The 22,630-nt window shown below is 65.3% G+C and carries 12 protein-coding genes and 1 tRNA gene; 7 read left to right on the forward strand and 6 right to left on the reverse strand.

Translation table 11 applies throughout. From position 1 onward, the window contains the following. Positions 1 to 62: 62 nt before the first annotated feature. Together O6Y00_RS10895 and O6Y00_RS10900 are read right to left on the reverse strand one after the other, a co-directional pair. Complete coding sequence (locus O6Y00_RS10895) at positions 63 to 2,531, reverse strand: PhoX family protein (protein WP_353442606.1); 2,469 nt, start codon at positions 2,529 to 2,531, stop codon at positions 63 to 65. Between the two features lie 49 nt (positions 2,532 to 2,580). After that, entirely contained in the window at positions 2,581 to 4,980 is a 2,400-nt protein-coding gene (locus O6Y00_RS10900; protein WP_353442607.1) for a TonB-dependent receptor domain-containing protein, read from the reverse strand. Positions 4,981 to 5,150: 170 nt separating this feature from the next. Here O6Y00_RS10900 and O6Y00_RS10905 point away from each other — a divergent pair, with 170 nt between their 5' ends. Further along, positions 5,151 to 6,830, forward strand: coding sequence for an alkaline phosphatase D family protein (locus O6Y00_RS10905; protein WP_353442608.1), 1,680 nt, complete (start codon positions 5,151 to 5,153; stop codon positions 6,828 to 6,830). Positions 6,831 to 7,089: 259 nt separating this feature from the next. Here O6Y00_RS10905 and O6Y00_RS10910 read toward each other — a convergent pair. Beyond that, positions 7,090 to 7,166: transfer RNA gene (locus O6Y00_RS10910), tRNA-Pro, on the reverse strand. Between the two features lie 108 nt (positions 7,167 to 7,274). Between O6Y00_RS10910 and lepA the strand changes: the two genes are divergently transcribed. After that, positions 7,275 to 9,095 carry a translation elongation factor 4 gene (gene lepA / locus O6Y00_RS10915; protein WP_056049136.1) on the forward strand — a complete coding sequence of 607 codons (1,821 nt, stop codon included), beginning with the start codon at positions 7,275 to 7,277 and terminating at the stop codon, positions 9,093 to 9,095. A 318-nt stretch (positions 9,096 to 9,413) separates the two neighbouring features. Here the strand turns inward: lepA and O6Y00_RS10920 are convergent, their stop codons facing one another. Further along, positions 9,414 to 9,632, reverse strand: a complete 219-nt coding sequence (locus O6Y00_RS10920; protein WP_353442609.1) for a hypothetical protein — start codon at positions 9,630 to 9,632, stop codon at positions 9,414 to 9,416. 307 nt (positions 9,633 to 9,939) lie between these two features. Here O6Y00_RS10920 and O6Y00_RS10925 point away from each other — a divergent pair, with 307 nt between their 5' ends. From O6Y00_RS10925 to O6Y00_RS10945, 5 genes are all read left to right on the forward strand, one after another. Next, positions 9,940 to 12,243: a TonB-dependent receptor gene (locus O6Y00_RS10925; protein WP_353442692.1), complete on the forward strand. Its 2,304-nt coding sequence runs from the start codon at positions 9,940 to 9,942 to the stop codon at positions 12,241 to 12,243. A 303-nt stretch (positions 12,244 to 12,546) separates the two neighbouring features. Beyond that, positions 12,547 to 15,915, forward strand: a complete 3,369-nt coding sequence (locus O6Y00_RS10930; RefSeq protein ID WP_353442610.1) for a polysaccharide deacetylase family protein — start codon at positions 12,547 to 12,549, stop codon at positions 15,913 to 15,915. Between the two features lie 150 nt (positions 15,916 to 16,065). Next, positions 16,066 to 16,821, forward strand: a complete 756-nt coding sequence (gene modA / locus O6Y00_RS10935; protein ID WP_353442611.1) for a molybdate ABC transporter substrate-binding protein — start codon at positions 16,066 to 16,068, stop codon at positions 16,819 to 16,821. Continuing rightward, positions 16,822 to 17,511: a molybdate ABC transporter permease subunit gene (modB, locus tag O6Y00_RS10940; RefSeq protein ID WP_353442612.1), complete on the forward strand. Its 690-nt coding sequence runs from the start codon at positions 16,822 to 16,824 to the stop codon at positions 17,509 to 17,511. Next, positions 17,501 to 18,100 carry an ATP-binding cassette domain-containing protein gene (locus O6Y00_RS10945; protein WP_353442613.1) on the forward strand — a complete coding sequence of 200 codons (600 nt, stop codon included), beginning with the start codon at positions 17,501 to 17,503 and terminating at the stop codon, positions 18,098 to 18,100. The genes modB and O6Y00_RS10945 overlap by 11 nt, the downstream gene beginning before the upstream one ends. A 4-nt stretch (positions 18,101 to 18,104) precedes the next feature. Here O6Y00_RS10945 and O6Y00_RS10950 read toward each other — a convergent pair whose 3' ends face one another. Both O6Y00_RS10950 and htpG read right to left on the reverse strand, forming a co-directional pair. After that, positions 18,105 to 20,336, reverse strand: coding sequence for a glycoside hydrolase family 3 N-terminal domain-containing protein (locus O6Y00_RS10950; protein WP_353442614.1), 2,232 nt, complete (start codon positions 20,334 to 20,336; stop codon positions 18,105 to 18,107). Between the two features lie 81 nt (positions 20,337 to 20,417). Continuing rightward, complete coding sequence (gene htpG / locus O6Y00_RS10955; protein ID WP_353442615.1) at positions 20,418 to 22,349, reverse strand: molecular chaperone HtpG; 1,932 nt, start codon at positions 22,347 to 22,349, stop codon at positions 20,418 to 20,420. Positions 22,350 to 22,630 lie beyond the last annotated feature (281 nt).

Consider the following 22,630-nt stretch of genomic DNA (forward strand, 5'->3'; position numbering starts at 1 on the left):
CCTGCGGTGCCACCTCCCCCTTACGGGGGAGGATCGAGTGAATGCCGCTAGCTGCGCGGCGCTTAAAGCCCCACTACGCCCCCGTCGTTCTTCGTGATCACGATCGTCGAAGACCGCGGCCGTGAGGGCGCCGTCACCGTTCCCGTCTGGTTCGCAGGCCAGCTGCTCGTGATGTTCGTCGGCCCGCCATTCTCACCCGGATGCTGGATGTTAACGAACAGCGACCGGCCGTCCGGCGTCGTATGGATGCCGGTGATCTCGCACTCCTTCGGCCCGACCAGGAAGCGACGCAGCGCCGCACCCGGTGCCTTGCCGATCCGCGTCGTGACGGTGTTGCTGACGCCGCCCGCGGAACTGGTGACCGATCGCGTGCCGCCGTCGCCGACGATCCCCGGCACCGAGGCGAGCAGCATGCAGTTGGTGACGTCGGTATACGCGCCGTCGTCGGTCTCGATCCACATCACCGGTGCGATCGTCCCCGACGCGTTGCTCGGCAGTCCGAACCAGAGGCCGTCGGGCGACGAGAAGTCGTTGGTCGCGTCAAGGCCGGACAAATTGATGTTGGTCGGATCGAGATCGCTACCCGCGCCGAAAGCGTAGATGTCCCAAGCGAAGGTCGACGCCTCCGACGTATCGCCGCTCTCGCGAAGGCGGATGATGTGCCCGTTGCGGTTGCCGACCGAGGTCGACGGCGCATCGACGTAGGCGCGCGGGTTGGGCGCATCGACCGTCGCCACGGTGCGCGACGCGTTGTTGGTGAGCGTGCAGTACATCTCGCCGGTCGCAGGGTTGACCGCGGTCCACTCCGGTCGATCCATCCGCGTCGCCCCCAGCGCATCCGCGGCAAGACGCGTGTTGATCAACACATCGACCTGGCTCGAGAATGGATAGGCGGCATTGGCCGAGGTCAGCGGGCCCACATTATAGGTCAGCGGCAGCCACTGGCCGGTGCCATCGGCCGCGAACTTCGCGACGTAAAGCGTTCCGGTATCGAGATACTTGTCGCCGATCGCCAGGCGGTTCGCAGCCGTGGCATCGCTCCCCGACCACGGTGTGGCCGACACGAACTTGTAGATATATTCGTTCTGAGCATCGTCGCCCATGTAGAATGCCGGCTTCACACCCGCGATCGTCCGGCCGATCTGGCAGCCCTCGTGGTTCATACGACCCAGCGCCGTCCGCTTGCGGGGAGTCGAATTGGCGTCGAACGGATCGATCTCGACCACCCAGCCGTACTGGAAGATCTCGTTGCGGAAATCGCCCGTGCCATCGGCAGGCGCGCCGGCCTGCGCGGTGATATTCCAGCGCGAATAGATCGTGCTGGTCGTGTCCGCCGGCGTGACGGACCACCAGCCGTAATTGCCAGCCGTGCTGCTGCTGCTCTCGGTCTTGCCATACCGGGTCAGCGACGTGTTCGCCTTCACGCCGGCCGGGCCGGTGGCGGCTCGGCGCGCAGCGTCGCCGACCTCGCGGCGGAAATAGCCGACCCAGTTCTCTTCGTTCGTGAGGTACGTATTCCAAGGCATTGTGCCATTGGCACAATTGTTGATCGTGCCGCGGCCCGTGGTGGCATCGGGCGAGTAGCGCGTCTTGAGGCTGTCGGCGCCGCGCACCGGCCCCGAAAAGCTCATCGGCGTCAGCGGCGTGATCCTGCGGTTGAACGACGACGCGGTCGTGTAGCTCCAGGCAGCGGCGCGGTTGATCTCGATCACCGATACGCCGTGGCACTCCATCTCCTTCAGCGCCTCGGCTTCGGGACGGACGCCGCCGCTATTGGTCGGGCCGTTCGGATGCAGATAGGCCTGCGTGATGTTCTCATGGTTGAGCACGAGCAGACCACGCGTGTTGCCGTTCGCATCCGGCGTACCCGTGGCAGACATCCCGAAATAGCTCATGCCGTCATGATGATCGCCCGCGCGCTTCGAGAAGGTCGCATCGGTGCCGTCATTGACATAGGCGCCGACGCCGCTGCCGATCGGATCGCCGAGGCGATACAACACGGTGACGGCGTATCCCGACGGTACTGCAACCACATCGGCGAGACTCTTCGCAACCGCCGTGAAGCCCAGCGACGCCGCGCCGACCGTCACGCTGGTCGTCGCGGTGACCGATCCGCTTGCCGAAACGGCGGTGAACAGGAAGCTCAGCACCGTGCCTGCGGTGGCACCCGGCACGACGAACGTCGCAACCGTCGTCGTCGCGCCTGCCAGCGTTACCGTCGGTCCAGCCGTCTGCGTCCAGCTCACGCTGTCGACCTGGCCGATCGCGGCACCGGTCAGCGTCGCGACGCGGCCGGCGGTCGAACTGCCCCCGGCGGTCGCGGTCACCGTGACAGGGTCCGAGCCGCCGTCATTGTCATCGTCGCACCCAGTCAGCAGCATGCCGCCGAACACCGCCGCGGCGGTCGCGGACATGCCGCCCATCAAGGTCTGGCGCCGCGAATAGCGCACCTCGATCAGATCGTTGAGATGCGGGTTCGCGGTCGGATTGGTGTCGATATCGCCGTCGGTATAGATGGTCTCGAACGTCATGCTTGGTCCCCCCGGGGATGGTTGCGTGGTGTGTAACGATGCGTGGAAATTAGAATTTCGCGCCCAGCTCGACGCCGTAGAAGCGTGGCTCGCCGGCGATGTAGGTCGGGATGCCGAAGCCCCCGCCGGTGTTGCCCGCGTCGATCAGGTAGCGCTTGTTGGTCGCGTTTCGGACGAAGCCGCCGACGCTGTAGCGACCCTGCGCGAACTCGAGCCCGGCGCGCAGGTTAACCAGCGTGTAGCCTTTCTGGCTGATCGCCTCGGTGTTCGGCAGTTCGAAGAAGACCTTCGATTTGTAGGTCACGCTGGGGGTCGCGTAGACGGTCACGCCGCCCACTGGCGCGCGCAGGATCAGGCCGCCCGACGCCGTCGTCTTGGGCTGAAGGCGGAACTGGTTCCCGGCATAGGGGCCGTTCGCGACGTCGTCGCCGATCCCGCCATCGATATACGCAAACGTCGCGAAGGCAGAGAGATACGACGCGAGCTTCAGATTGCCTTCGAGCTCGACGCCGACGCTGTTCGCCGAATCCGCGCTACGGACCGTCGTCACGCCGTTGCTCGTCACCGAGAACTGGAAGCCGTCATAGGTCTGGTAGAATACCGAGGCGGCGCCGCTGAACGGTCCGACGCTTCCCTTGATGCCGCCTTCGTAATTCCAGACCTTCTCTTCCGGAATGATCTGGAGGTTGGGACCGACACCGAACGCGGTGCGCTGTGCGGCAAGCTGGACCACCGGCGAGCGCCGGCCCTTGCTGATCGTGCCGTACAGATTGACCGCCCTGTTGAGCTTCAGCAGCGCGTTAAAGCGCGGCAGGATCGCGGTGAAGCTCCTCTCGGCGACGAACTTGCTGCCGTTGGTGTTCGCCGTGCCGAGCAGGCTCGACTGGATACCGAGCGATGCGAGGATCACCGAGTTCGGCTGGACCGAAGAATACCCCGACTGGCGATCCTCGATCAGGATGCGCGCGCCGGCGGTCAGCTCGAGCGCGGGCACCGGGATATACGTCGCGTCGGCGAACACCGAGTAGGTGTTGTTCCTACCAAAGTTCGTGAACTCTGCCGCGTAAGGTATTGCGGTGGCACGTCCGCCGGTCAGGATCGACGTCGCGCGGGTGGCCGGGATCGTGCCGTTGGCGGCGACGCAGCCGGTCTCGGTCGGAATGCCCGCGCGGTTGAGCGCGGTCCGGATCGGCTGATACGCCGCGGCAACCGAGCAGGCGAGATACGTGCCCTCTTCGGTCGCGAACGGAACGCGCTGGAAGCCGTTCTCGAAAAACGCATTCCAACCGACCGAGGCACGATATTTCGGCCCTTCGAAGGCGAACCGGCTCTCATGGCTCCACTGGTCGCCCTTCGCATCCTCGGCGAATTCGAGATAGGCGGCGGGGCCACCGTCCGCGTCGAAGACCTCGAGCGCGTCGAACCGGCGATAGCCGTTGACGGTGGTGAAGGTGACCCCCGGCGACAGCTCCGCGGTGATCGTCAAATTAGCGTCGTAGACGTTGCGGTCGAGCCCGAGTTTCCGAGCGCCGAGCACCGCCGCGCTGTACGGCGAGCCCGACAGTTCGGCATAGCCATAGTCGCCGGTCTGCCCGCCGGTCGGGGCATGCGCGCGGCTCTTAAACGCGGTGCCGGGGTTGCGCTGGCCATCATAGGTCAGCACGAGGTCGGCGGTGACGCTGTCGCTCGGGCGATAACGCAGCGAGCCGCGGATACCGCGCTGGTCCTGGCCGTTCAGATCGTCCTGGTTGACGCCACCCTGATTCTGGTTCGGCACGTTCGCGTCACCGGCGATGTTGCGGACATAGCCGTCGCGGTATTTGTAGGCGAAGGCGATCCGCCCGGCGAGCACGTCGTTACCGGCATTGAGGAAGCCCGACACCTGCGTCCGGTTGTAATTGCCGTACGAGCCGTTGATCGCGCCCGACACGCCGGGCTGTGGTTTCGCCGAAATGACGCTGATCGCGCCGACCGCGGCGGCGGTGCCGAACAGTGTCGCCTGCGGGCCCTTCACGACCTCGATCCGCTCGAGATCGTACAGATCCTGATACGCGCCGCGCGACCGGCTGATGTCGATGCCGTTGTAATACAGCGTGACGCGCGCGCCCTGCTGCGACGAACCATTGTCCGAGGTGATGCCGCGGATCACGAAGCCCGGGTTGTTCGCGCTCTGCTCTTGAATCTGCAAGCCGGGAATATAGGCGGCGACCTCGGTCAGCGAATTGACGCCGATCGACGCCATCCTCGCGCCGGTGACCGCGGTGACGGTGACCGGGACGTCGGCGATGCGCTGTTCGCGCTTCTGCGCGGTGACGACGATCTCGTCGTTGGGCGTGCTGGCTTGAACGTCGGCCGGCGCGGCTACCTGGGCGCCGGCTTGCGCCAATGCGGCGGTCGAGCAGGTCGTAGCCAGCGTGGCCAGTGCCAGCCGCGTGAAGATGCGTGTCATTAAGTCCCCCGTGTCGTTGGGGAGGCACTAGGGGCGGCACGTGACGTTTCGACGTCGCGATGATGAAAGCAAGATGACTATTGCGTAACGGCCGTGTCACATCGCTGCCACGGGGGTGTCTTCGATCGTGACTAGCAGGCGTGCGACACCCGATACGAAAGTCCGAGCCGATGACGATCAACCGCCGCGATGCCCTGAAGACTGCGCTCAAACTCGCCGGCTCCGGCGCGACGCTCGCGCTACCAGCCATCGCCTCGCAGGCGGCGGGCGCGGTAAATATCCGCTTCGATCACGGTGTTGCGAGCGGCGATCCCGCGGTCGACGGCGTGATCCTATGGACGCGCGCGACGCCTGTTGACCAGGCGCACGCCGGCGATATCGCGCTGGCATGGCACGTAGCCGAAACCGAGGGCGGCAAGCCGCTCCGCTCGGGCAGCGTCACGGCGCGTGCGGCACGTGATTTCACCGCCAAGGTCGAGGCGAACGGGCTGCAGCCGGGCCGCGAATACCGCTATTGGTTCGACGCCGCCGACGGGACGCGCTCGCCGATCGGTCGGTTCCGCACGCTGCCCAGGGGTAAGGTCGCCGATGTCGTCATGGCGGTCGTCTCGTGCCAGCTCTACGCAGGCGGCCTCTTCAATGCCTATGACGCGATCGCCAAGCTCGGCCGGCTCGACGCGGTGCTCCACCTCGGCGACTATATCTACGAATACGGCGTCGACGGGTACGGCGCGGACATCGCCAAGAAGATCGGCCGCCTGGTCGAGCCGCGCCACGAGATCGTCAGCCTCGCCGACTACCGCATGCGCCACGCGCAGGTGAAGCGCGACGTCGACATGCAGGCCGCGCACGCCCGCGCCGCGTTCATCTGCGTCTGGGACGATCACGAGGTCGCCAACGACGACTGGATGCACGGCGCCGAGAACCACGATCCCAAGACCGAGGGCGACTGGGACGCGCGCAAGGCAGCGGCGATGCAGGCCTATTTCGAGTGGATGCCGATCCGCGATCCCAAGCCCGGCCAGCCCTGGGCGGCGATCAACCGCAGCTTCGAGTTCGGCGATCTCGCGACGCTGGTGATGGTCGAGACGCGGCTGCTCGCGCGCAGCCATCAGGTAGTGTCGAAGGGCGAGGAGATCACACAGGCCGAATACGCGCCGATGCTCGCCGAGCGCGCGCGGACCGATCGCGAACTGCTCGGGCCCGCGCAGCTCGTCTGGGTCGAGCAGACGATGGCGTCCTCGGTCGCCGCGGGCAAGCCGTGGCAGGTGCTCGGCAACCAGGTGGTGATGGCGAAGGTTGCAGGGCCCGACATTGAGCGCCAGCTCGGGCCGGTGAAGTTCGCCGAGACGATGGCCAAGTTGCCGGCGATGTGGCGCGAGCGGCTGACCGCCAGCATCGCCTCGTACCGCGCGGGTCTGCCGTTCGGCTTCGACAGCTGGGACGGCTATCCCCCGGCACGCGAGCGTCTGTATGCGGCATTCCAGCGTGCAAAATCGCGGCCGATCGTGCTGTCGGGCGACAGCCATGCGGCGTGGGCGAACGACCTGCACGACGCTTCGGGCACGCTGGTCGCCGCCGAGTTCGGCTGCACCGCGATCACCAGCCCGTCCTACGGCTCGCTGCTTCCCGGTATCGGATCGCTGATCGCCGACGCAAACGCAGGTGAGGTCCGCTTCTGCGATCAGGACGCCAAGGGCTTCACGCTGCTGACGCTGACGCCCGACCACGCGACGGCGGACTCGGTGACGGTGTCGACGGTGATGGCCAAGCCCTACACCCAGGCAACCGCCGCCCGTTTCCGTGCAACCGCCGCGCATCCCGATCGGCCACTCGAAAAGATCGCCTGAACTCGCCGTCGGTCCTCGACCTTACGATCCTCCCCCGCCAAGGGGAGGTGGCGCCGAAGGTGACGGAGGGGGAGGATGCGGAACGGAAGTGGGCGCTTTCCCCCTCCGGAGGCAAGCGCCACCAATTTTCCCCAGGCAGGGGGAGGATGGTGTCGCTTCGCCTGTGGATATCGTCGGACACCTGCCCTCCAGGGCCAGGTCGCGTATCAATCGTGAAGTCAGCTCGGGGAAGGGGGGCGAACTGCCCCATAATCGGCAATGGTCGGGGCGATAGGATTCGAACCTACGACCCCTGGACCCCGAGACCAGTGCGCTACCAGACTGCGCCACGCCCCGACAACATTGCCGGTGAGCGCCCTAGCCGCGCCATCTCGAACGTTCAAGACAATTATGGAGTGTGTCCGCGATCTATCGCGCACGCGGCGTCGCTGCTAGGAGCGCGCCATGACTCCGCTTGACCGCATCCGCAATTTTTCCATCATCGCCCATATCGACCATGGCAAGTCGACGCTCGCCGACCGGCTGATCCAGGAAACTGGCGGCCTCACCGCGCGCGAAATGTCCGAGCAGGTGCTCGACAATATGGACATCGAGAAGGAGCGCGGGATCACGATCAAGGCGCAGACCGTGCGCCTTGCGTATCACGCGAAGGACGGCTTGGATTACGTCCTCAACCTGATGGACACGCCGGGGCACGTCGACTTCGCCTATGAAGTAAGCCGCAGCCTGGCCGCGTGCGAAGGCGCGCTGCTGGTGGTCGATGCCGCGCAGGGCGTCGAGGCGCAGACGCTCGCCAACGTCTACCAGTCGATCGAGCACGACCACGAGATCGTGCCGGTGATCAACAAGATCGATCTGCCCGCCGCCGAACCCGAGAAGGTGCGCAAGGAAATCGAGGACGTGATCGGCATCGATGCATCAGAGGCAGTGCTCGCGTCGGCGAAGTCGGGGATCGGAATCGTCGAGATCCTCGAGGCGATCGTCACCAAGATCCCGCCACCCAGCGGCGACCCGGAGGCGCCGCTGAAGGCGATGTTGGTCGACAGCTGGTACGATCCGTATCTCGGCGTCGTCATCCTGGTGCGCGTGATTGATGGCGTCCTGAAAAAGGGCCAGCAGATCAAGTTCATGCAGACCGGCACGATGCATCTGGTCGACCGAGTCGGCTGCTTCCGTCCGAAGATAGAGCAGCTGACCGAACTCGGCACCGGCGAGATGGGCTTCATCACCGCGCAGATCAAAGAGGTCGCGCAGACGCGCGTTGGCGACACGATCACCGATGCGAAGCGGCCTGCTCTTGAGGCCCTGGCGGGCTTCAAGGAAGTCCAGCCGGTCGTGTTCTGCGGGATGTTCCCGGTCGATGCCGCCGAGTTCGAGAAGCTGCGCGAGAGCATCTCGAAGCTGCGGCTCAACGATGCGAGCTTCTCGTTCGAGATGGAGACGTCGGCCGCACTGGGCTTCGGCTTCCGCTGCGGCTTCCTCGGGCTGCTGCATCTGGAGATCATCCAGGAGCGGCTGACGCGCGAATATGATCTGGACCTGATCACCACCGCGCCTTCGGTCGTCTATGAGATCGAGCTGACCCACCCCGATCCGTCCGGTACGACGCATATCGAGCTGCACAACCCCGCCGACATGCCCGAGCCGAACAAGATCGCGACGATCAGCGAGCCGTGGATCGAGGCGACGATCTACGTCCCCGACGAGTATCTCGGCAGCGTCCTCAAGCTCTGTCAGGACCGCCGCGGCATCCAGAAGAACCTCACTTATGTCGGCGGTCGCGCCCAGGCGACCTACGAACTGCCGCTGAACGAAGTGGTGTTCGATTTCTACGATCGGCTGAAGTCGATGTCGAAGGGCTATGCCAGCTTCGATTATCACCAGATCGGCTACCGCGAGGGCGATCTCGTCAAGATGGGTATCCTGGTCAACGAGGAGCCGGTCGACGCGCTGAGCATGATCGTCCACCGCGGCACCGCCGAAGTCCGCGGCCGCGGCATGGTCGAGCGGCTCAAGGAGCTGATCCCGCGCCATCTGTTCAAGATCCCGATCCAGGCGGCGATCGGCGGCAAGGTGATCGCGCGCGAGACGATCAGCGCGATGCGCAAGGACGTGACCGCGAAGTGTTACGGTGGCGACGCGAGCCGCAAGAAGAAGCTTCTGGAGAAGCAGAAGAAGGGCAAGCTGAAGATGCGCGAGTATGGCTCGGTCAGCATCCCGCAGGAGGCGTTTATTGCCGCGCTGCGGATGGGCGACGACGCCTGAAGCTAAGCTCTGCTTGGACGAGGATAAGCGTCTAGCCGGACGGCGACCGGCCGAGCTTGTCCTCGGTCGTGTCGTCCGACGACGCGGCTTTGCCGTGGCGCGATTGGGGCGCAGTCGAACGATAGTCCTATCTTGCTTGTTCTCCCGCGAAGGCGGGAGCCCAGTCTGGGTCCCCGCTTTCGCGGGGAGACAAGCTATTCTTGCCTCCACGGAATAAGTGCCAAACCAGTCCGGGGAGATCTATCAGCTTCCGAACTGTCGTGAGCCAAACCCCGAATGCCTGTCCATCCTGGAAAGGCGCACCGCCGCCCGTCGCCGTCACTCGTACGTAGCGACCCCAAACGCGATGTAGCCGATGCACAGGAGAATTCGTGTCAGCCAAGCGGCCTCACCATGCAGTACGACGCTCGCCGCGATCGCGGCGATAAACGCCGCCATGATCGCCCAAGCCTGCCAGGCGAAAGGGAACGGGAAGAGGCTACCGATCGCACTGGGCTCGAACCACCCCGAGCGCCGGATAGTCAGCCAAAATCGCATCACCAACTCCATAGGGCGCAGCTAGCATGGCGTCTCCGATCCGCGCCATCGGCAAAAATATCGCACCGTGTTGCAAACCGGCGCTCGCCCGACGCCACCGCAACCAACTGTCATCATCCTAACACAATCCCCACCTAACCGCCGGATCGGGGAGTGAGCGTCGCGAGGCGTCGTCGGGCCGTCCGGGGGAGGACGGTCGAGGACAAGCAACGACGTTGTCTTTTGGGATGTGCGGCGGGCCGTCAGGGACGGCGCCGCACGATTGGGGAATATCATCTTGAAGATTTCGGTCGTTAAGTCGGCGTTGATGCTCGGCGTCGCGTTTGGTTCGGTTGTGGGTGGATCGGCTGCATTCGCACAGGCCGCGCCGGTCCAAGATCAGGCCCAGACTCAAGCTGGGCAGTCTGCTCCCGAGGAAGGTCTCGGCGATATCGTCGTCACCGCCGAGCGCCGTTCGGAAAACCTCCAGAAGGTCCCGCTATCGGTCGGCGTCGCGTCGGGCGATGCGCTGCGCGCCTTTACAGCTGGCGGCGACGACACGCTGCTCGCGCTGTCTGGTCGCGTCCCCGGCCTGTACGTCGAATCGACCACCGGCCGTATCTTCCCGCGCTTCTACATCCGCGGCCTCGGCAACATCGATTTCTACCTCGGTGCATCGCAGCCGGTCACGATCATCCAGGACGACGTGATCCTCGAACATGTCGTGCTGAAGTCGAACCCGGTGTTCGACGTCCGCCAAGTCGAAGTGCTGCGCGGCCCGCAGGGCTCGCTGTTCGGGCGCAACACCACCGCCGGCATCATCAAGTTCGACACGAACAAGCCGACCAACGACTTCGAGAGCCGCGCCTCGGCCTCGGTCGGCAGCTACGGCAGCGTCAGCCTCGATGCGGGAGTGGGTGGTCCGCTGATTAAGGACCTGCTGTCGATCCGCCTGTCAACGCTGATCCAGCACCGCGAGAACTATGTCGACAACCGGTTCGCAGGATTCAGTGCGGACAGCACCGCCACGCCGCGCAACAACGCCATGGGCGGCTTCGACGACCGCAACATCCGCGTCCAGTTGGCGCTGACGCCGGGCGAGCGCTTCACGCTCGACTTGTCGGGCCACGCCCGCTGGTATGACGGCACCTCGACGCTGTTCCACCGCGGTGCGCTGAAGAAGGGGTCGAGCGACGCCTCGGCCGAGCCGCGCAATATCGTGTCCTTCGACGAGGGGAATGACAACCCGCAGAGCTACAACACCTACGGTGGCTCGGCTCGCGCGACGTACGACTTCGGTCCGGCGGCGCTCACCTCGATCACCGCATATGAAACGACGTCGGGCTTCAGCCGGGGCGATACCGACGGCGGGGCTGCGGTAAACTTCCCTGGGCGCGCGCAATCCGGGCAGTCCCAGGGCCAGATCCGCGATCTCGATCAATGGTCGCAGGAACTTCGCGTCGCCGGCACCCCCGGTGGCAGGTTCAACTGGCAGGTTGGCGGTCTGTATTTCGACAATCGTGACATTACCGATTTCTACCAGCGAGCGTTCTTCCTGACGGGTACGGCGCGCAACGCGAATAACTGGGTGCGGCTTCACGACGTGAACACCTCATGGGCTGGCTTCGGCCAAGTGAGCTATGAGCTGATGGATAAGCTGACCGTGACGCTTGGCGGCCGGATCACCGAAGACAAGAAGCGGACCGAGCTGCTGAAGACGGCGGACCAAGCCGATGGGACCGTAACGTATCGCGGCCGTCGTGACGTGACGCTCAAGTCGACCAAGCCGAGCTGGGATGCGAGCGTCCTCTACCAGGCGAACCCCGACATCAGCCTGTACTCGCGCGTGGCCCAAGGCTTCCGCGGACCGACGATCCAGGGTCGTTCGGCAGTGTTCAACTCCGACTTCTCGACCGCGAACTCGGAGACGATCCTGTCGTGGGAGACGGGGATCAAGACGCGTCTGCTCGACAACACGCTGAGCCTCAACGCGACGGTGTTCGGCTACCGCGTCAACGACATCCAGCTCAACGGCAACGATGTGAACGGCAACGGCATCTTGTTCAACGGCAACAAGGCCGAGGCCTACGGCATGGAAGCCGAAGCAAACTGGAAGCCTGTCGCGAACCTCACGCTGGGTGCAGGGCTCAGCCTGTTGCACAGCGCGATCCGCGACAAGACCACCGAGGTACAGATCTGCGCGCTCAACAGCGTCGTGGTCTGCACGCCATCGCGGACGCCGCGGGCGATCGTCGGTCAGTTCGGCACGACGTTTCTGGTCAAGATCGACGGCGAGCCGCTGCCGAATGCGCCGGAATATAATGTCGACCTTACCGCGCGCTACGACCAGCCGCTTGGCAATGGCGGTCGTGCGTTCATCGCGGGCGACTTCAACATCCAGGGCTATACGCAGTTCGTGCTGTACAAGACCAAGGAGTTCACCGCGAATGGCAACTTCGAGGGCGGCCTGAAGATTGGTTATGCCGCACCGGACGACGCCTATGAGTTGGCTGTGTTCGCGCGCAACATCACGGGCGAAAAGAACCTTAAGGGCGTGATCGAAAACTACATGGCGGCGGTGTTCAACGAACCGCGGATCATCGGCGTTTCGCTCAGCGGCAAGTTCCGTTGATCGGGTAGGGTGCCATCAATCCTCCCCCGCAAGGGGGAGGTGGCTGGCACTTGCCAGACGGAGGGGGAGGTAAGGGAAACCGCTGTTGTGTGTTCCTCCCCCTCCGTCACCTTCGGTGCCACCTCCCCCTGGCGGGGGAGGATCGTTCGAATTGCCGACTTCATGCGGGAGGGGATGCAGTAGAACCTCCGTCGCTAACTAAACCAAGCGTGACGCATTTTTCAGCAGCGTGGGCGCAAATGGCATTGTAGCGCAATGTCGCGGCGAGTTGCCGTTTTCCTTCGGCCGGTTGATACTCGTTCCATGTCACTCAATCCCGTATTCTATGATGCAAGTGGCCGTCGTCGGCGGCGGTTCACATTTGGCGTCGCCGCGTTCATCGCCCTGCTGCTGCTGTCGATCGCGATGTTCGCCGTCTCGATCGGCGCGGTACCGACTGCGCCGCTGCTCCCGATCGAGCCCGAGCATCCTGCGCTCCACAAGCTGCCCGCACCGCGGGGCGGTATCCTCCGCGAGACCCGGCGCGACCTCAATTACTACGCCAAGCAGCTGTTCGGGACGAGCGCAGCCAAGCCCGGTGTCGGCAACGGCGCCAACCCGCCGCTCGCGATCGCCTTCCACGCGCCGTGGGACGAAGCCAGCACGGCGAGCCTCGCGCGGCATGTCGAACAGCTCGACTGGCTGATCCCCGGCTGGGTCTCGATCACCGGCAAGGATCACCACGTCACCGTGTTCCGTGATCAGGCTGGGCGCGACATCCTCAACAAGGCGGTCCACCGCCCGATGATCCTGCCGATGGTGCAGAACGCGGTCGACGGGAACTGGGACGGTGCGGGCAGCGCCGCGCTGTTCGCCGATCCGAAGGCCCGCGCAGCCTTCCTGGATAAACTCGTACCGTTCCTCAGCGCGAACCATGCCGGCGGCGTGTTCTACGATTTCGAGGACCTGCCCGCATCGGCGCAGCCCAATTATCGCGCCTTCCTCGCCGAAACGCGCGCGCGCTTTACCCCGCGCGGTTGGGTCGTTGCGATTGCGGCGCCGGTCGCCAACGCCGACTGGAACCTGCCCGCCTATGCCAAGGTGACCGACAAGGTCTTCCTGATGGCCTATGACGAGCACGAGACGGGCGGCGCGCCCGGCCCGATCGCGTCGCAACGCTGGTTCGCGCGCATGGTCGCCGACGCGGCGCGCGGCATTCCCCCGTCGAAGCTGGTCGTCGCGATCGGTTCCTATGCCTATGACTGGCATGCCGGCGCCGATGCCGGCAACGGCGACGCACTCGACGTCGAGGAGGCGTGGCAGGCCGCAGCCGATTCGGGCACCGTACCGACCTTCGACAAGACCAGCGGCAACAGCAGCTTCGCCTATTCGGAGGGCGGGGTGCAGCATCAGGTCTGGCTGCTGGACGCGGCGTCGGCGTACAACCAGATCGCGTTCCTGCAAAAGGCGGGTCTCGGCAGCGTGGCGCTCTGGCGTCTCGGCTCCGAAGATCCCGGGCTCTGGTCGATCTGGGGTCGCGATCACCGGAAGCTGCCGATCCCCGATTCGATCGATAACATGCCCGCCGGCACCAATGTCGATATCGAGGGCAGCGGCGAGATCCTCAAGATCGCCGCCGAACCCGTCACCGGCATTCGCGACGCCGTGCCGGCGAAGGACGGCACGATCGCCGACGTCAACTTCACGCGGATGCCGTCGCCCTATGTCGTGGTCCGCACCGGCTATCGCCCGAAGCAACTCGCGTTGACGTTCGACGACGGCCCGGACCCCGAATGGACGCCGCAAATTCTCGACGTACTCAAGCGCGAGCATGCGCCCGCGACGTTCTTCGTGATCGGCGAGAATGCGCTGACCGAGCGGTCTTTGCTCCAGCGGATGGTCGACGAAGGCCATGAGATCGGCAGCCATACCTATACGCATCCCAACCTCGCGAACGTCTCTCAGCGGCAGGTAAAGTACGAACTGAACACCACGCAGCGGCTGTTCCAGGCATTCACCGGCCGCTCGCTCCGGCTGTTCCGCGCACCCTATTTCGGCGATGCCGAGCCGAGCACCGCGGACGAGATCCTTCCCGCCCTCGAAGCGCAGCAGCGCGGCTATATCTCGGTCGGCCTCCACGTCGATCCCGACGACTGGAAGCGCCCCGGCGTGCAGGCGATCATCGACCGGACCATTGCGGGCGTCGAGGCGGGCAATCCCGAGCGTAGCGGCAACGTCATTCTGCTCCACGACGCCGGCGGCAACCGCGCCGAAACCGTCGCCGCGCTGCCGATCATCATCGAACGGTTGCGGGCGATGGGCTACAGCTTCGTCCCCGTCTCGACGCTCGCCGGGCTGTCGCGAAACCAGTCGATGCCGGTGATCTCGTCGAGCGACCGTGTCGCCGCTGTAGCCGATCTTGCGCTGTTCAGCACGCTTGGCGGCATCGTCGTCGCGCTACGCTGGATCTTCGGCATCGCCATCACGATCGGTATTCTGCGCGCGCTGTCCTTGTCCGCGCTCGCGTTGATCCAGGCACGCCGCGAGTTGAAGACGGTGTTCCCGGCGATCGATCCGTCGCGGTTCGTGACGGTGATGATCCCCGCGTTCAACGAGGAGCGCGTGATCGTCCGCGCCGTGGAGGGCGTGCTGGCGTCGAACGACGTCGCGATCGAGGTCATAGTGATCGACGACGGATCGAGCGACGGCACCAGCCGCGTCGTCGCGGAGGCGTTCGCCGGCGACGACCGCGTCCGCCTGCTGACGCTGCAGAACGGCGGCAAGGCGCGGGCGCTCAACCGCGGGCTCGAACTGGCGCGAGGCGAGATCGTGATCGCGCTCGACGCCGATACGCAGTTCGAACCGATGACGATTGCGCGGCTCGCGCGCTGGTTCGACGATCCGAAGCTCGGCGCGGTCGCGGGTAACGCGAAGGTCGGCAACCGCGTCAACCTGATCACCAAATGGCAGGCGCTCGAATACATCACTGCGCAGAATCTTGAACGCCGTGCGCTCGCGCGGCTGAACGCGATGACCGTCGTGCCGGGGGCGGTCGGCGCATGGCGGCTGGAGGCTATCCGCAGCGTCGGCGGCTATCCCGACGATACGCTTGCCGAGGATCAGGACCTCACGATCGCGATCCAGCGCCATGGCTGGAAGGTGCAATATGACCAGTTCGCGATCGCCTGGACCGAGGCGCCCGAGACGATGCGTGCACTTGCCAAGCAGCGTTTCCGCTGGGCATTCGGGACGTTGCAGTGCCTCTACAAGCACCGTTCGGCGATTGGGAGTTCGCATCCGCGCGGGCTCGGCTGGGTCGGGTTGCCGCAGGCGATCGTGTTCCAGATCGTGCTCGCCTCTATCTCGCCGATCATCGACCTCGCGCTACTGGTCAGCTTCGCCTCGACCTATGTCGCGGTGCAGGCGCATGGCTGGGAGCAGACAAGCCACGACGTCTACACGATGCTGGCATACTGGCTGATCTTCACAGCGATCGACCTGCTCGCCGCGACGATCGCGTTCGCGTTGGAGCGCAAGGAACGCTGGCGCTTGCTCTGGCTGCTGATCCCGCAGCGGATCGGCTACCGCCAGGTGATGTACTATGTTGTTCTAAAGGCGATCGCGCAGGCGTTGAGGGGGCCGCTGGTCGGCTGGGGTAAGCTGGCGCGGACAGGACGCGTGACCGCCAACTGATGAAGGGCGTTCTGCCGTCTCTCCCGCGGGCAGGATAGGCGGGCGATATCTTCTCGAACCGGACCTCGCGGAACGTAGCGGCACCGGTGGCATTATGATCGAGCTCTGTATATCGGCGTATATCATTGGGTGTCTGATCGAGGAAAGCGCATGCGGTATCTGATCGTCGTAACGGCAGTAACGACAAGTATTGCCGCGAGCGGCGCGCAGGCACAGCGTCCGCCGCTCGTCCTTGCGGCCGCATCGCTGCAGGAATCGCTGACCGCCGCCGCCGACGTCTGGGCGAGGAAAGGCCATATCAAGCCGACCATCTCGTTCGCCGCCTCGTCGGCGCTCGCCCGGCAAGTCGAGTCCGGTGCGCCCGCCGACCTGTTCGTTTCGGCCGACGAAGACTGGATGAACGAGCTCGCGAAGAAGAACCTGATCGTCGCCTCGACCCGGGTTACTTTCCTCGGCAATCGCCTGGTCGTAGCGGCGCCGGCCGGCAGCAAGATCCGGATCCCGGTGCGCCCGCCCGCGGCGCTCGCGCGCGTGCTGACCGCCGGTCCGCTGGCGATGGCGGACACCGCGGTTCCAGCCGGAAAATACGGGCAGGCGTCGCTCGAAAAACTGGGCGTCTGGGCGCAGGTCGCGCCGCGCGTGGTCCGCGCCGAGAACGTGCGAGCGACGCTGGCGCTGGTCGAACGCGGCGCCGCGCCGCTCGGGATCGTCTATGCGACCGATGCGAAGGCGTCCGCCAAGGTTCGCATCGCCAGCGTCTTTCCCGAAAACACGCACCCCGCAATAACCTATCCGGTCGCGCGGCTTAAGGCATCGACCAATCCGGACGCCGAGGCATTCCGCCGCTTCCTCGTCTCGCGCGAGGGCAAGGCGATCTTCGTCCGCTACGGATTCTCCGCGCGCTAGATGATCGATGCGGCCGAATGGGAGATCGTCGCGCTATCGCTGAAGGTCGGCGGCGTGGCGATGCTGGTCACCTTGCCAATCGCCTTTGCGCTCGCGTGGCTGCTCGCGCGTGTCCGCTTTCCCGGAAAGGTCATCGTCGATGCGGCGATTCACCTGCCGCTGGTGGTGCCGCCGGTGGTGACCGGCTGGCTGCTGCTGCTCGCATTCGGCCCCAACGGTCCGCTCGGCGCGTGGTTGGAGAATTGGTTCGGGGTGACCGTGCTGTTTCGCTGGACCGGTGCGGCTATCGCGGCGGGGGTGATGGCGCTGCCGCTGATGGTGCGCGCGATGCGGTTGTCGATCGAGGCGGTCGACCGCCGGCTGGAAAATGCGGCGCGGACGCTGGGCGCAGGCCCGTGGCGCGTGTTCCGGACGCTGACGCTGCCCCTTAGCATTCCAGGCGTCATGGCCGGTGCGGTACTCGGGTTCGCGCGATCGATTGGCGAATTCGGCGCGACCATCACCTTCGTCTCCAACGTCCCCGGTGAAACGCAGACGCTGCCGCTGGCGATCTACTCGGCGTTGCAGCAACCGGGGGCGGATGCGATGGTCTGGCGATTGTCGTGCGTGTCGGTCGGATTGTCGCTGATCGCTCTCATCGCGTCCGAACTGTTGACCCGGCGGGCGGGACGGGGGCTCCATGTCCTTTGAGATCGACATCGACAAACGACTGGGCGACGCACACGTCTCGCTGACGCTGGAGGCAGGCGATGGCGCGACGGTGCTGTTCGGCCCCTCGGGCGTCGGCAAGTCGAGCATACTGAACATGGTCGCGGGACTGCTTCGCCCCGATCGCGGGCGGATCGCAGTGGACGGCGAAACACTGTTCGGAGACGGGATCGACGTTCCGCCCGAGCGACGCCGGGCGGGCTATGTATTCCAGGAAGCACGACTGTTCCCGCACATGCGGGTCCGCACGAACCTACTGTACGGGGCGGGGACCGAAACGGAAGCATACGAGGAGCGGATCGGTTTCCTCGGCATCGGTCATCTGCTCGATCGTTGGCCACGCACTTTGTCCGGCGGCGAGGCGCAACGCGTCGCGATCGGCCGCGCGCTACTCAGCCGGCCCCGCTTCCTCCTCCTCGACGAGCCGCTATCCTCGCTAGATCGCGCGCGTCGAGAAGAGATCCTGCGCGCGATCGAACACGTCCGCGACGTACTCAAGCTTCCGATCCTGATGGTCACGCACGACCCGGACGAGGCCGAGCGGATCGGCACCCGGGTCGTGCGGATGTGATCGTCTAAACGAGTTCGAAGCTCTGCTTCTCGCCATCGACCGAGTTCGTGGCGACCCAGAGGTCGAACATGCCGGGCTCGATCACCCAGTCGCCGTCGCCCCAGAAGCGGAGATCGTCGCGCTTCAGGGTCAATGTCACGCGTTTGGACTCGCCGGGCAATAGCGAGACGCGTGCGAAGCCCTTGAGTTCGCGGACGGGCCGCGTCCGGCTGGCGACCCGGTCGTGAATGTAGAGCTGGACCACTTCGTCTCCCGCGCGGGCGCCGGTGTTCGTGATGGTGGCGGTCGCGCTGAGCGTGCCGGTCATTTTCGCCGGGACCGACACGTTCGATACCGCAAAGCTCGTATAGCTGAGGCCGTGACCGAACGGATAAAGCGCCTCGTTCTTCGTCTCGCGGTAACGCGACTTGTATTCCTGGCTGCCGGTGTCGGGGGCGGGGCGGCCGGTGTTCTTGTGGTTGTAGAAATACGGCTCCTGCCCGCTTTCGCGCGGGAAGCTCGCCGACAGCTTGCCGGACGGGTTGACGTCGCCGAACAGGACGTCCGCGATCGCATGGCCGCTCTGCGAGCCGAGGAACCAAGTCGCGAGGATGGCCGGCGCTTCCTTCACCGCGCCGTGGAGCGCGAGTGCGCGGCCATGGCGGAGCAACACGACAACCGGTTTGCCGGTCGCTGCGATCGCTTCGGCCAGCGCCATCTGCGGCGCGGGGATGGTGATGTCGGTCCGCGACTGCGCCTCGCCAGACATGAGCTGCGACTCACCGATCGCCAGCAACACGATGTCGGCGGCTTGTGCGACGGCAACCGCGGCGGCAATCCCGCCGGGCAGGGGTGCTTCGATCGCCGAGCCAGGGGACGTCGTCACGGTGACGCCACGCGCGCGAAGGCCTTGGGCGACGGAGACGTTGAGCGTCTCGTCGGCCATGAACGCCCAGGTCCCGACGACGTTCTGGCGATCCTCGGCGAACGGACCGATCAGCGCGACGCGACCGGGATTCTTCTTCAACGGCAACAGGTTGCCTTCGTTCTTCAACAGCACGATCGAACGCGCCCCCGCCTCGCGGCTGAGCTTCAGCATCGCCGGCGTCGAGACGCTGGTGCGTTCCGCCTTCTGGCTGACCGAGCGATAGGGATTGTCGAACAGCCCGATCGCATCCTTCAGATGGAGCACGCGGCGAACGCCTTCGTCCAGCCGTGCGAGAGGAACCTCGCCCTTCTCGACCAGGTCGGGCAGCCACAGATTGAACAGGTTCGACTGCATGGCCATGTCCATCCCGGCCATGAATGCCTTCTTCGCCGCATCGCGACCGTCCTTGGCATAGCCGTGCGCGATCAGTTCCTCGTCGGCGGTGTAGTCGCCGACGACCATGCCGCGGAACCGCCATTGCCCGCGCAGCAGATCGGTCATCAGCCAATGATTTCCGCTGGAAGGAACGCCGTCGATATCGTTGAACGCGCTCATCAACGTCGCGACGCCCGCGTCGACGGCAGCCTTGAACGGTGCGAGGTGGACTTCGTGAAGCGTCGCGGGCGAGATCTCGGTAAAGTTGTAATCCTGCCCCCCGGATACCGCGCCATAGGCGGCGAAATGCTTGGCGCAGGCGGCGACGCGGGTCGGGTCGCGCAGGTTCTCGCCCTGGAAGCCGCGGACGCGCGCCTTCGCAAGCTGGATCCCGAGATACGGGTCTTCGCCCGAGCCTTCGGCGACGCGGCCCCACCGCTGGTCGCGGGCGACGTCGACCATCGGCGCGAACGTCCAGTGGATCCCGAGCGCGGTGGTTTCCAGTGCCGCGGCGCGCGCGGTGCGTTCGGCGAGGTCGGGGTCGAACGCGCAGGCCTCGGCGATCGGCAGCGGGTAGGCGGTGCGCAGGCCGTGAATGACGTCGCCCGCGAAGATCAGCGGGATCTTGAGCCGGGTTGCCATCGCCGCATCCTGCGCGGCCTTTGCGCCGGCATAGCCGACGCCGTTGAACAGCATGCCGATCTGGCCGGTCTTGATCCGGGCGATCTGCTCTGCTGCGCCACCGGTTGCGAGGCCGGGATTGAAGGGCACGCCGATCGGCCGGATCTGGTCGGAGAAACAGCTGAGCTGGCCCGCCTTTTCGGCCGGGGTCATCCTGGCGATCAGGCTCTCGATCCGGTCGTTCTCGGCGAATGCGGCGGTCGAGCCGAGCGACAGGCCGGCGATGGCCGCGCCGCCGGTCAGCAGCTGGCGGCGGTCTACTATGGTCGACATGTCCTGCTCCTTGAACTTTGCGAGCGGGTTAGTCGCTGGGCCACGGTTCCGCAAATCATGCAGCACCGTGGCCCGGAATGTTCAGCCGAGCGCGCGCTCGAACAGCCGCGACAGGCGGCCCGAGAACGCACGTGCGTCGATTGGACGCTCGCCATCGGCGATCTGCGCCTCGTCGAACAGCAGGTGCGCGGCATCCTCGCGCAGCGCCGTCTCGTCCTCGCCGAGCGCGGCGAGCTTGGCGATGAGCGGGCTGCGCGGGTTGATCTCCAGCACCGGCTTGGCGGCGGGCATTGCCTGGCCGCTTGCGGCGAGGATCCGTTCGAGCTGGCGGTCCATGCCGCTATCCGCCGCGACCAGGCACACCGCACTGTCGGTCAGCCGCTCGGACGCGCGAACCTCGGACACGGCATCGGCGAGTGTCGTCTTCACGAACGCGATGAAGTCCGCGACTTCGGGCGTCGCGTCGGCGGTCGGTGCAGTCACGCCATCGGCGAGCGGGATCAGGCTCAGGTCGGCCGCCCCTTGCGTGACCGACTTGAACGGCTTGCCGTCGGAATCGATGCCCGCGGTCACCCAGAAGCCGTCGACCGAGTCCGGCAGCAGCAGCACCTCGATCCCGCGTGCGCGGAACCCTTCGAGCTGCGGCGACGCCTCGAGCCGGTCTAGATCGGTGCCGACCGCGTAATAGATCGCGGTCTGGTTCTCCTTCATCGCCGCGACATAGTCGGCGACCGAGCGCCAAGCGCCGCCCGACGTCGTGGTCTTGAAGCGCGCGAGCTTGAGCAGCGCCTCGCGCCGTTCGAAATCCTCGTACAGACCCTCCTTCAGGACCGCACCGAAATTCTCCCAGATCTTGGCGTACGCCTCGGCATCGCGCGTCGCGAGCTTGTCAAGTTCGGCCAGCACGCGGCCGGTCACGCCCTTGCGGATCGCGGCGAGCATCGGGCTCTCCTGGATCATCTCGCGCGAGACGTTGAGCGGCAGGTCGGACGAATCCACCAGACCGCGCATGAAGCGGAGATAACGCGGCAGCACCTCGGCATCGTCGGTGATGAAGACGCGCTTCACGTACAGCTTCATCCGGCCGTTGCGGTCGGGATCGAACAGGTCGAACGGCTTGGCACCGGGGACGTAGGCGAGGACCGAATATTCGTGCAGCCCCTCCGCGCGGTAATGCAGCGTCAGTGCGGGTTCGTCGAACTGGCCCGACACGCTGCGATAAAAGTCCGCATAATCTTCGGTGGTGATGTCCGCCTTAGGCTTTGTCCAGAGTGCAGCGCCGTCGGCGATCTCGACCGGTTCGGCATCGGGCTTTTCGCGCAGCGTGATCGGGACGGGCACATGACCCGACTGGTCCTTGATCAGCCGCTCGACGGTGTAGCGCTCGGTGTAGGACGTGGCGTCGTCGAGCAGGTGAAGCACGACCCGTGTTCCGCGTGCCGGAGCGCCGGCCGCGTCGATCGGCGCAATCGTGTAGGTGCCGAGGCCGTCCGACGACCAGACCGAGGCAGTGTCGGCCCCGGCGCGCCGCGAGACGACATCGACCTTCGAGGCGACCATGAACGCCGAATAGAAGCCGACGCCGAACTGACCGATCAACTGCGCGCCGTCCGCCCCGGAGGATGCAGCAATCCGGTCCATGAACGCCTTGGTGCCCGACCGCGCGATCGTGCCGAGCGCTTCGGCCATGTCGTCGGCGGTCATGCCGATGCCGTTGTCCTCGATCGTTAGCGTCTTCGCGTCGGGATCGAGTGTGATCGCGATCTGCGTACGGGCTTCGTCTCCGAGCAGTTCGGGCGCGCTCAACGCCTCGTAGCGCAGCTTCTCGCACGCATCGGCGGCGTTCGAGATCAGCTCTCGCAGGAACACGGTCTTATCCGAATAGACCGAATGCACCATCATGTGCAGCAGCCGCGAGACGTCCGCCTCGAAGGCATGCGTTGCTGGGGCTGCAGTTTCGGAGGCGGCTGTTGCGGTTGCGCCGGCTTCGACTGGATGAGCGTCGGTGGTCATGATGTCCGGGTGATCTTTCGCTTGAATTCGTTGGGCGAGAGTTGGCCGGGCAGTGAAACGAATTCAAGGGGCGCGAGCCTCCCGGATTGCCACGCCCTAACATCATGCGTCGCCGGAATGGCCCGGGGATTATCCGCGGTAGTTTTGAAATACAATGGCGTCGACGGGGGCCAGGGAGTCGCAAAATTGCAAGTACCGGCTTTCGGGAGCCCAAATATTTCTATTGCGTTACGCTGCGTTTCGCTGTTCACTCCGACTCGTTCAGTGAAAAGATGCAACGG

Source organism: Sphingomonas faeni (genome assembly GCF_040407565.1).
GTDB classification, from domain to species: domain Bacteria; phylum Pseudomonadota; class Alphaproteobacteria; order Sphingomonadales; family Sphingomonadaceae; genus Sphingomonas; species Sphingomonas faeni_F.

Coding starts and splice junctions, on each gene's coding strand:
- O6Y00_RS10930 (WP_353442610.1), top strand. CDS start 12,547: ATGTCACTCAATCCCGTATTCTATGATGCAAGTGGCCGTCGTCGGCGG.
- O6Y00_RS10920 (WP_353442609.1), bottom strand. CDS start 9,632: ATGCGATTTTGGCTGACTATCCGGCGCTCGGGGTGGTTCGAGCCCAGT.
- O6Y00_RS10905 (WP_353442608.1), top strand. CDS start 5,151: ATGACGATCAACCGCCGCGATGCCCTGAAGACTGCGCTCAAACTCGCC.
- htpG (WP_353442615.1), bottom strand. CDS start 22,349: ATGACCACCGACGCTCATCCAGTCGAAGCCGGCGCAACCGCAACAGCC.
- O6Y00_RS10900 (WP_353442607.1), bottom strand. CDS start 4,980: ATGACACGCATCTTCACGCGGCTGGCACTGGCCACGCTGGCTACGACC.
- modA (WP_353442611.1), top strand. CDS start 16,066: ATGCGGTATCTGATCGTCGTAACGGCAGTAACGACAAGTATTGCCGCG.
- O6Y00_RS10950 (WP_353442614.1), bottom strand. CDS start 20,336: ATGTCGACCATAGTAGACCGCCGCCAGCTGCTGACCGGCGGCGCGGCC.
- modB (WP_353442612.1), top strand. CDS start 16,822: ATGATCGATGCGGCCGAATGGGAGATCGTCGCGCTATCGCTGAAGGTC.
- O6Y00_RS10925 (WP_353442692.1), top strand. CDS start 9,940: ATGCTCGGCGTCGCGTTTGGTTCGGTTGTGGGTGGATCGGCTGCATTC.
- O6Y00_RS10945 (WP_353442613.1), top strand. CDS start 17,501: ATGTCCTTTGAGATCGACATCGACAAACGACTGGGCGACGCACACGTC.
- lepA (WP_056049136.1), top strand. CDS start 7,275: ATGACTCCGCTTGACCGCATCCGCAATTTTTCCATCATCGCCCATATC.
- O6Y00_RS10895 (WP_353442606.1), bottom strand. CDS start 2,531: ATGACGTTCGAGACCATCTATACCGACGGCGATATCGACACCAATCCG.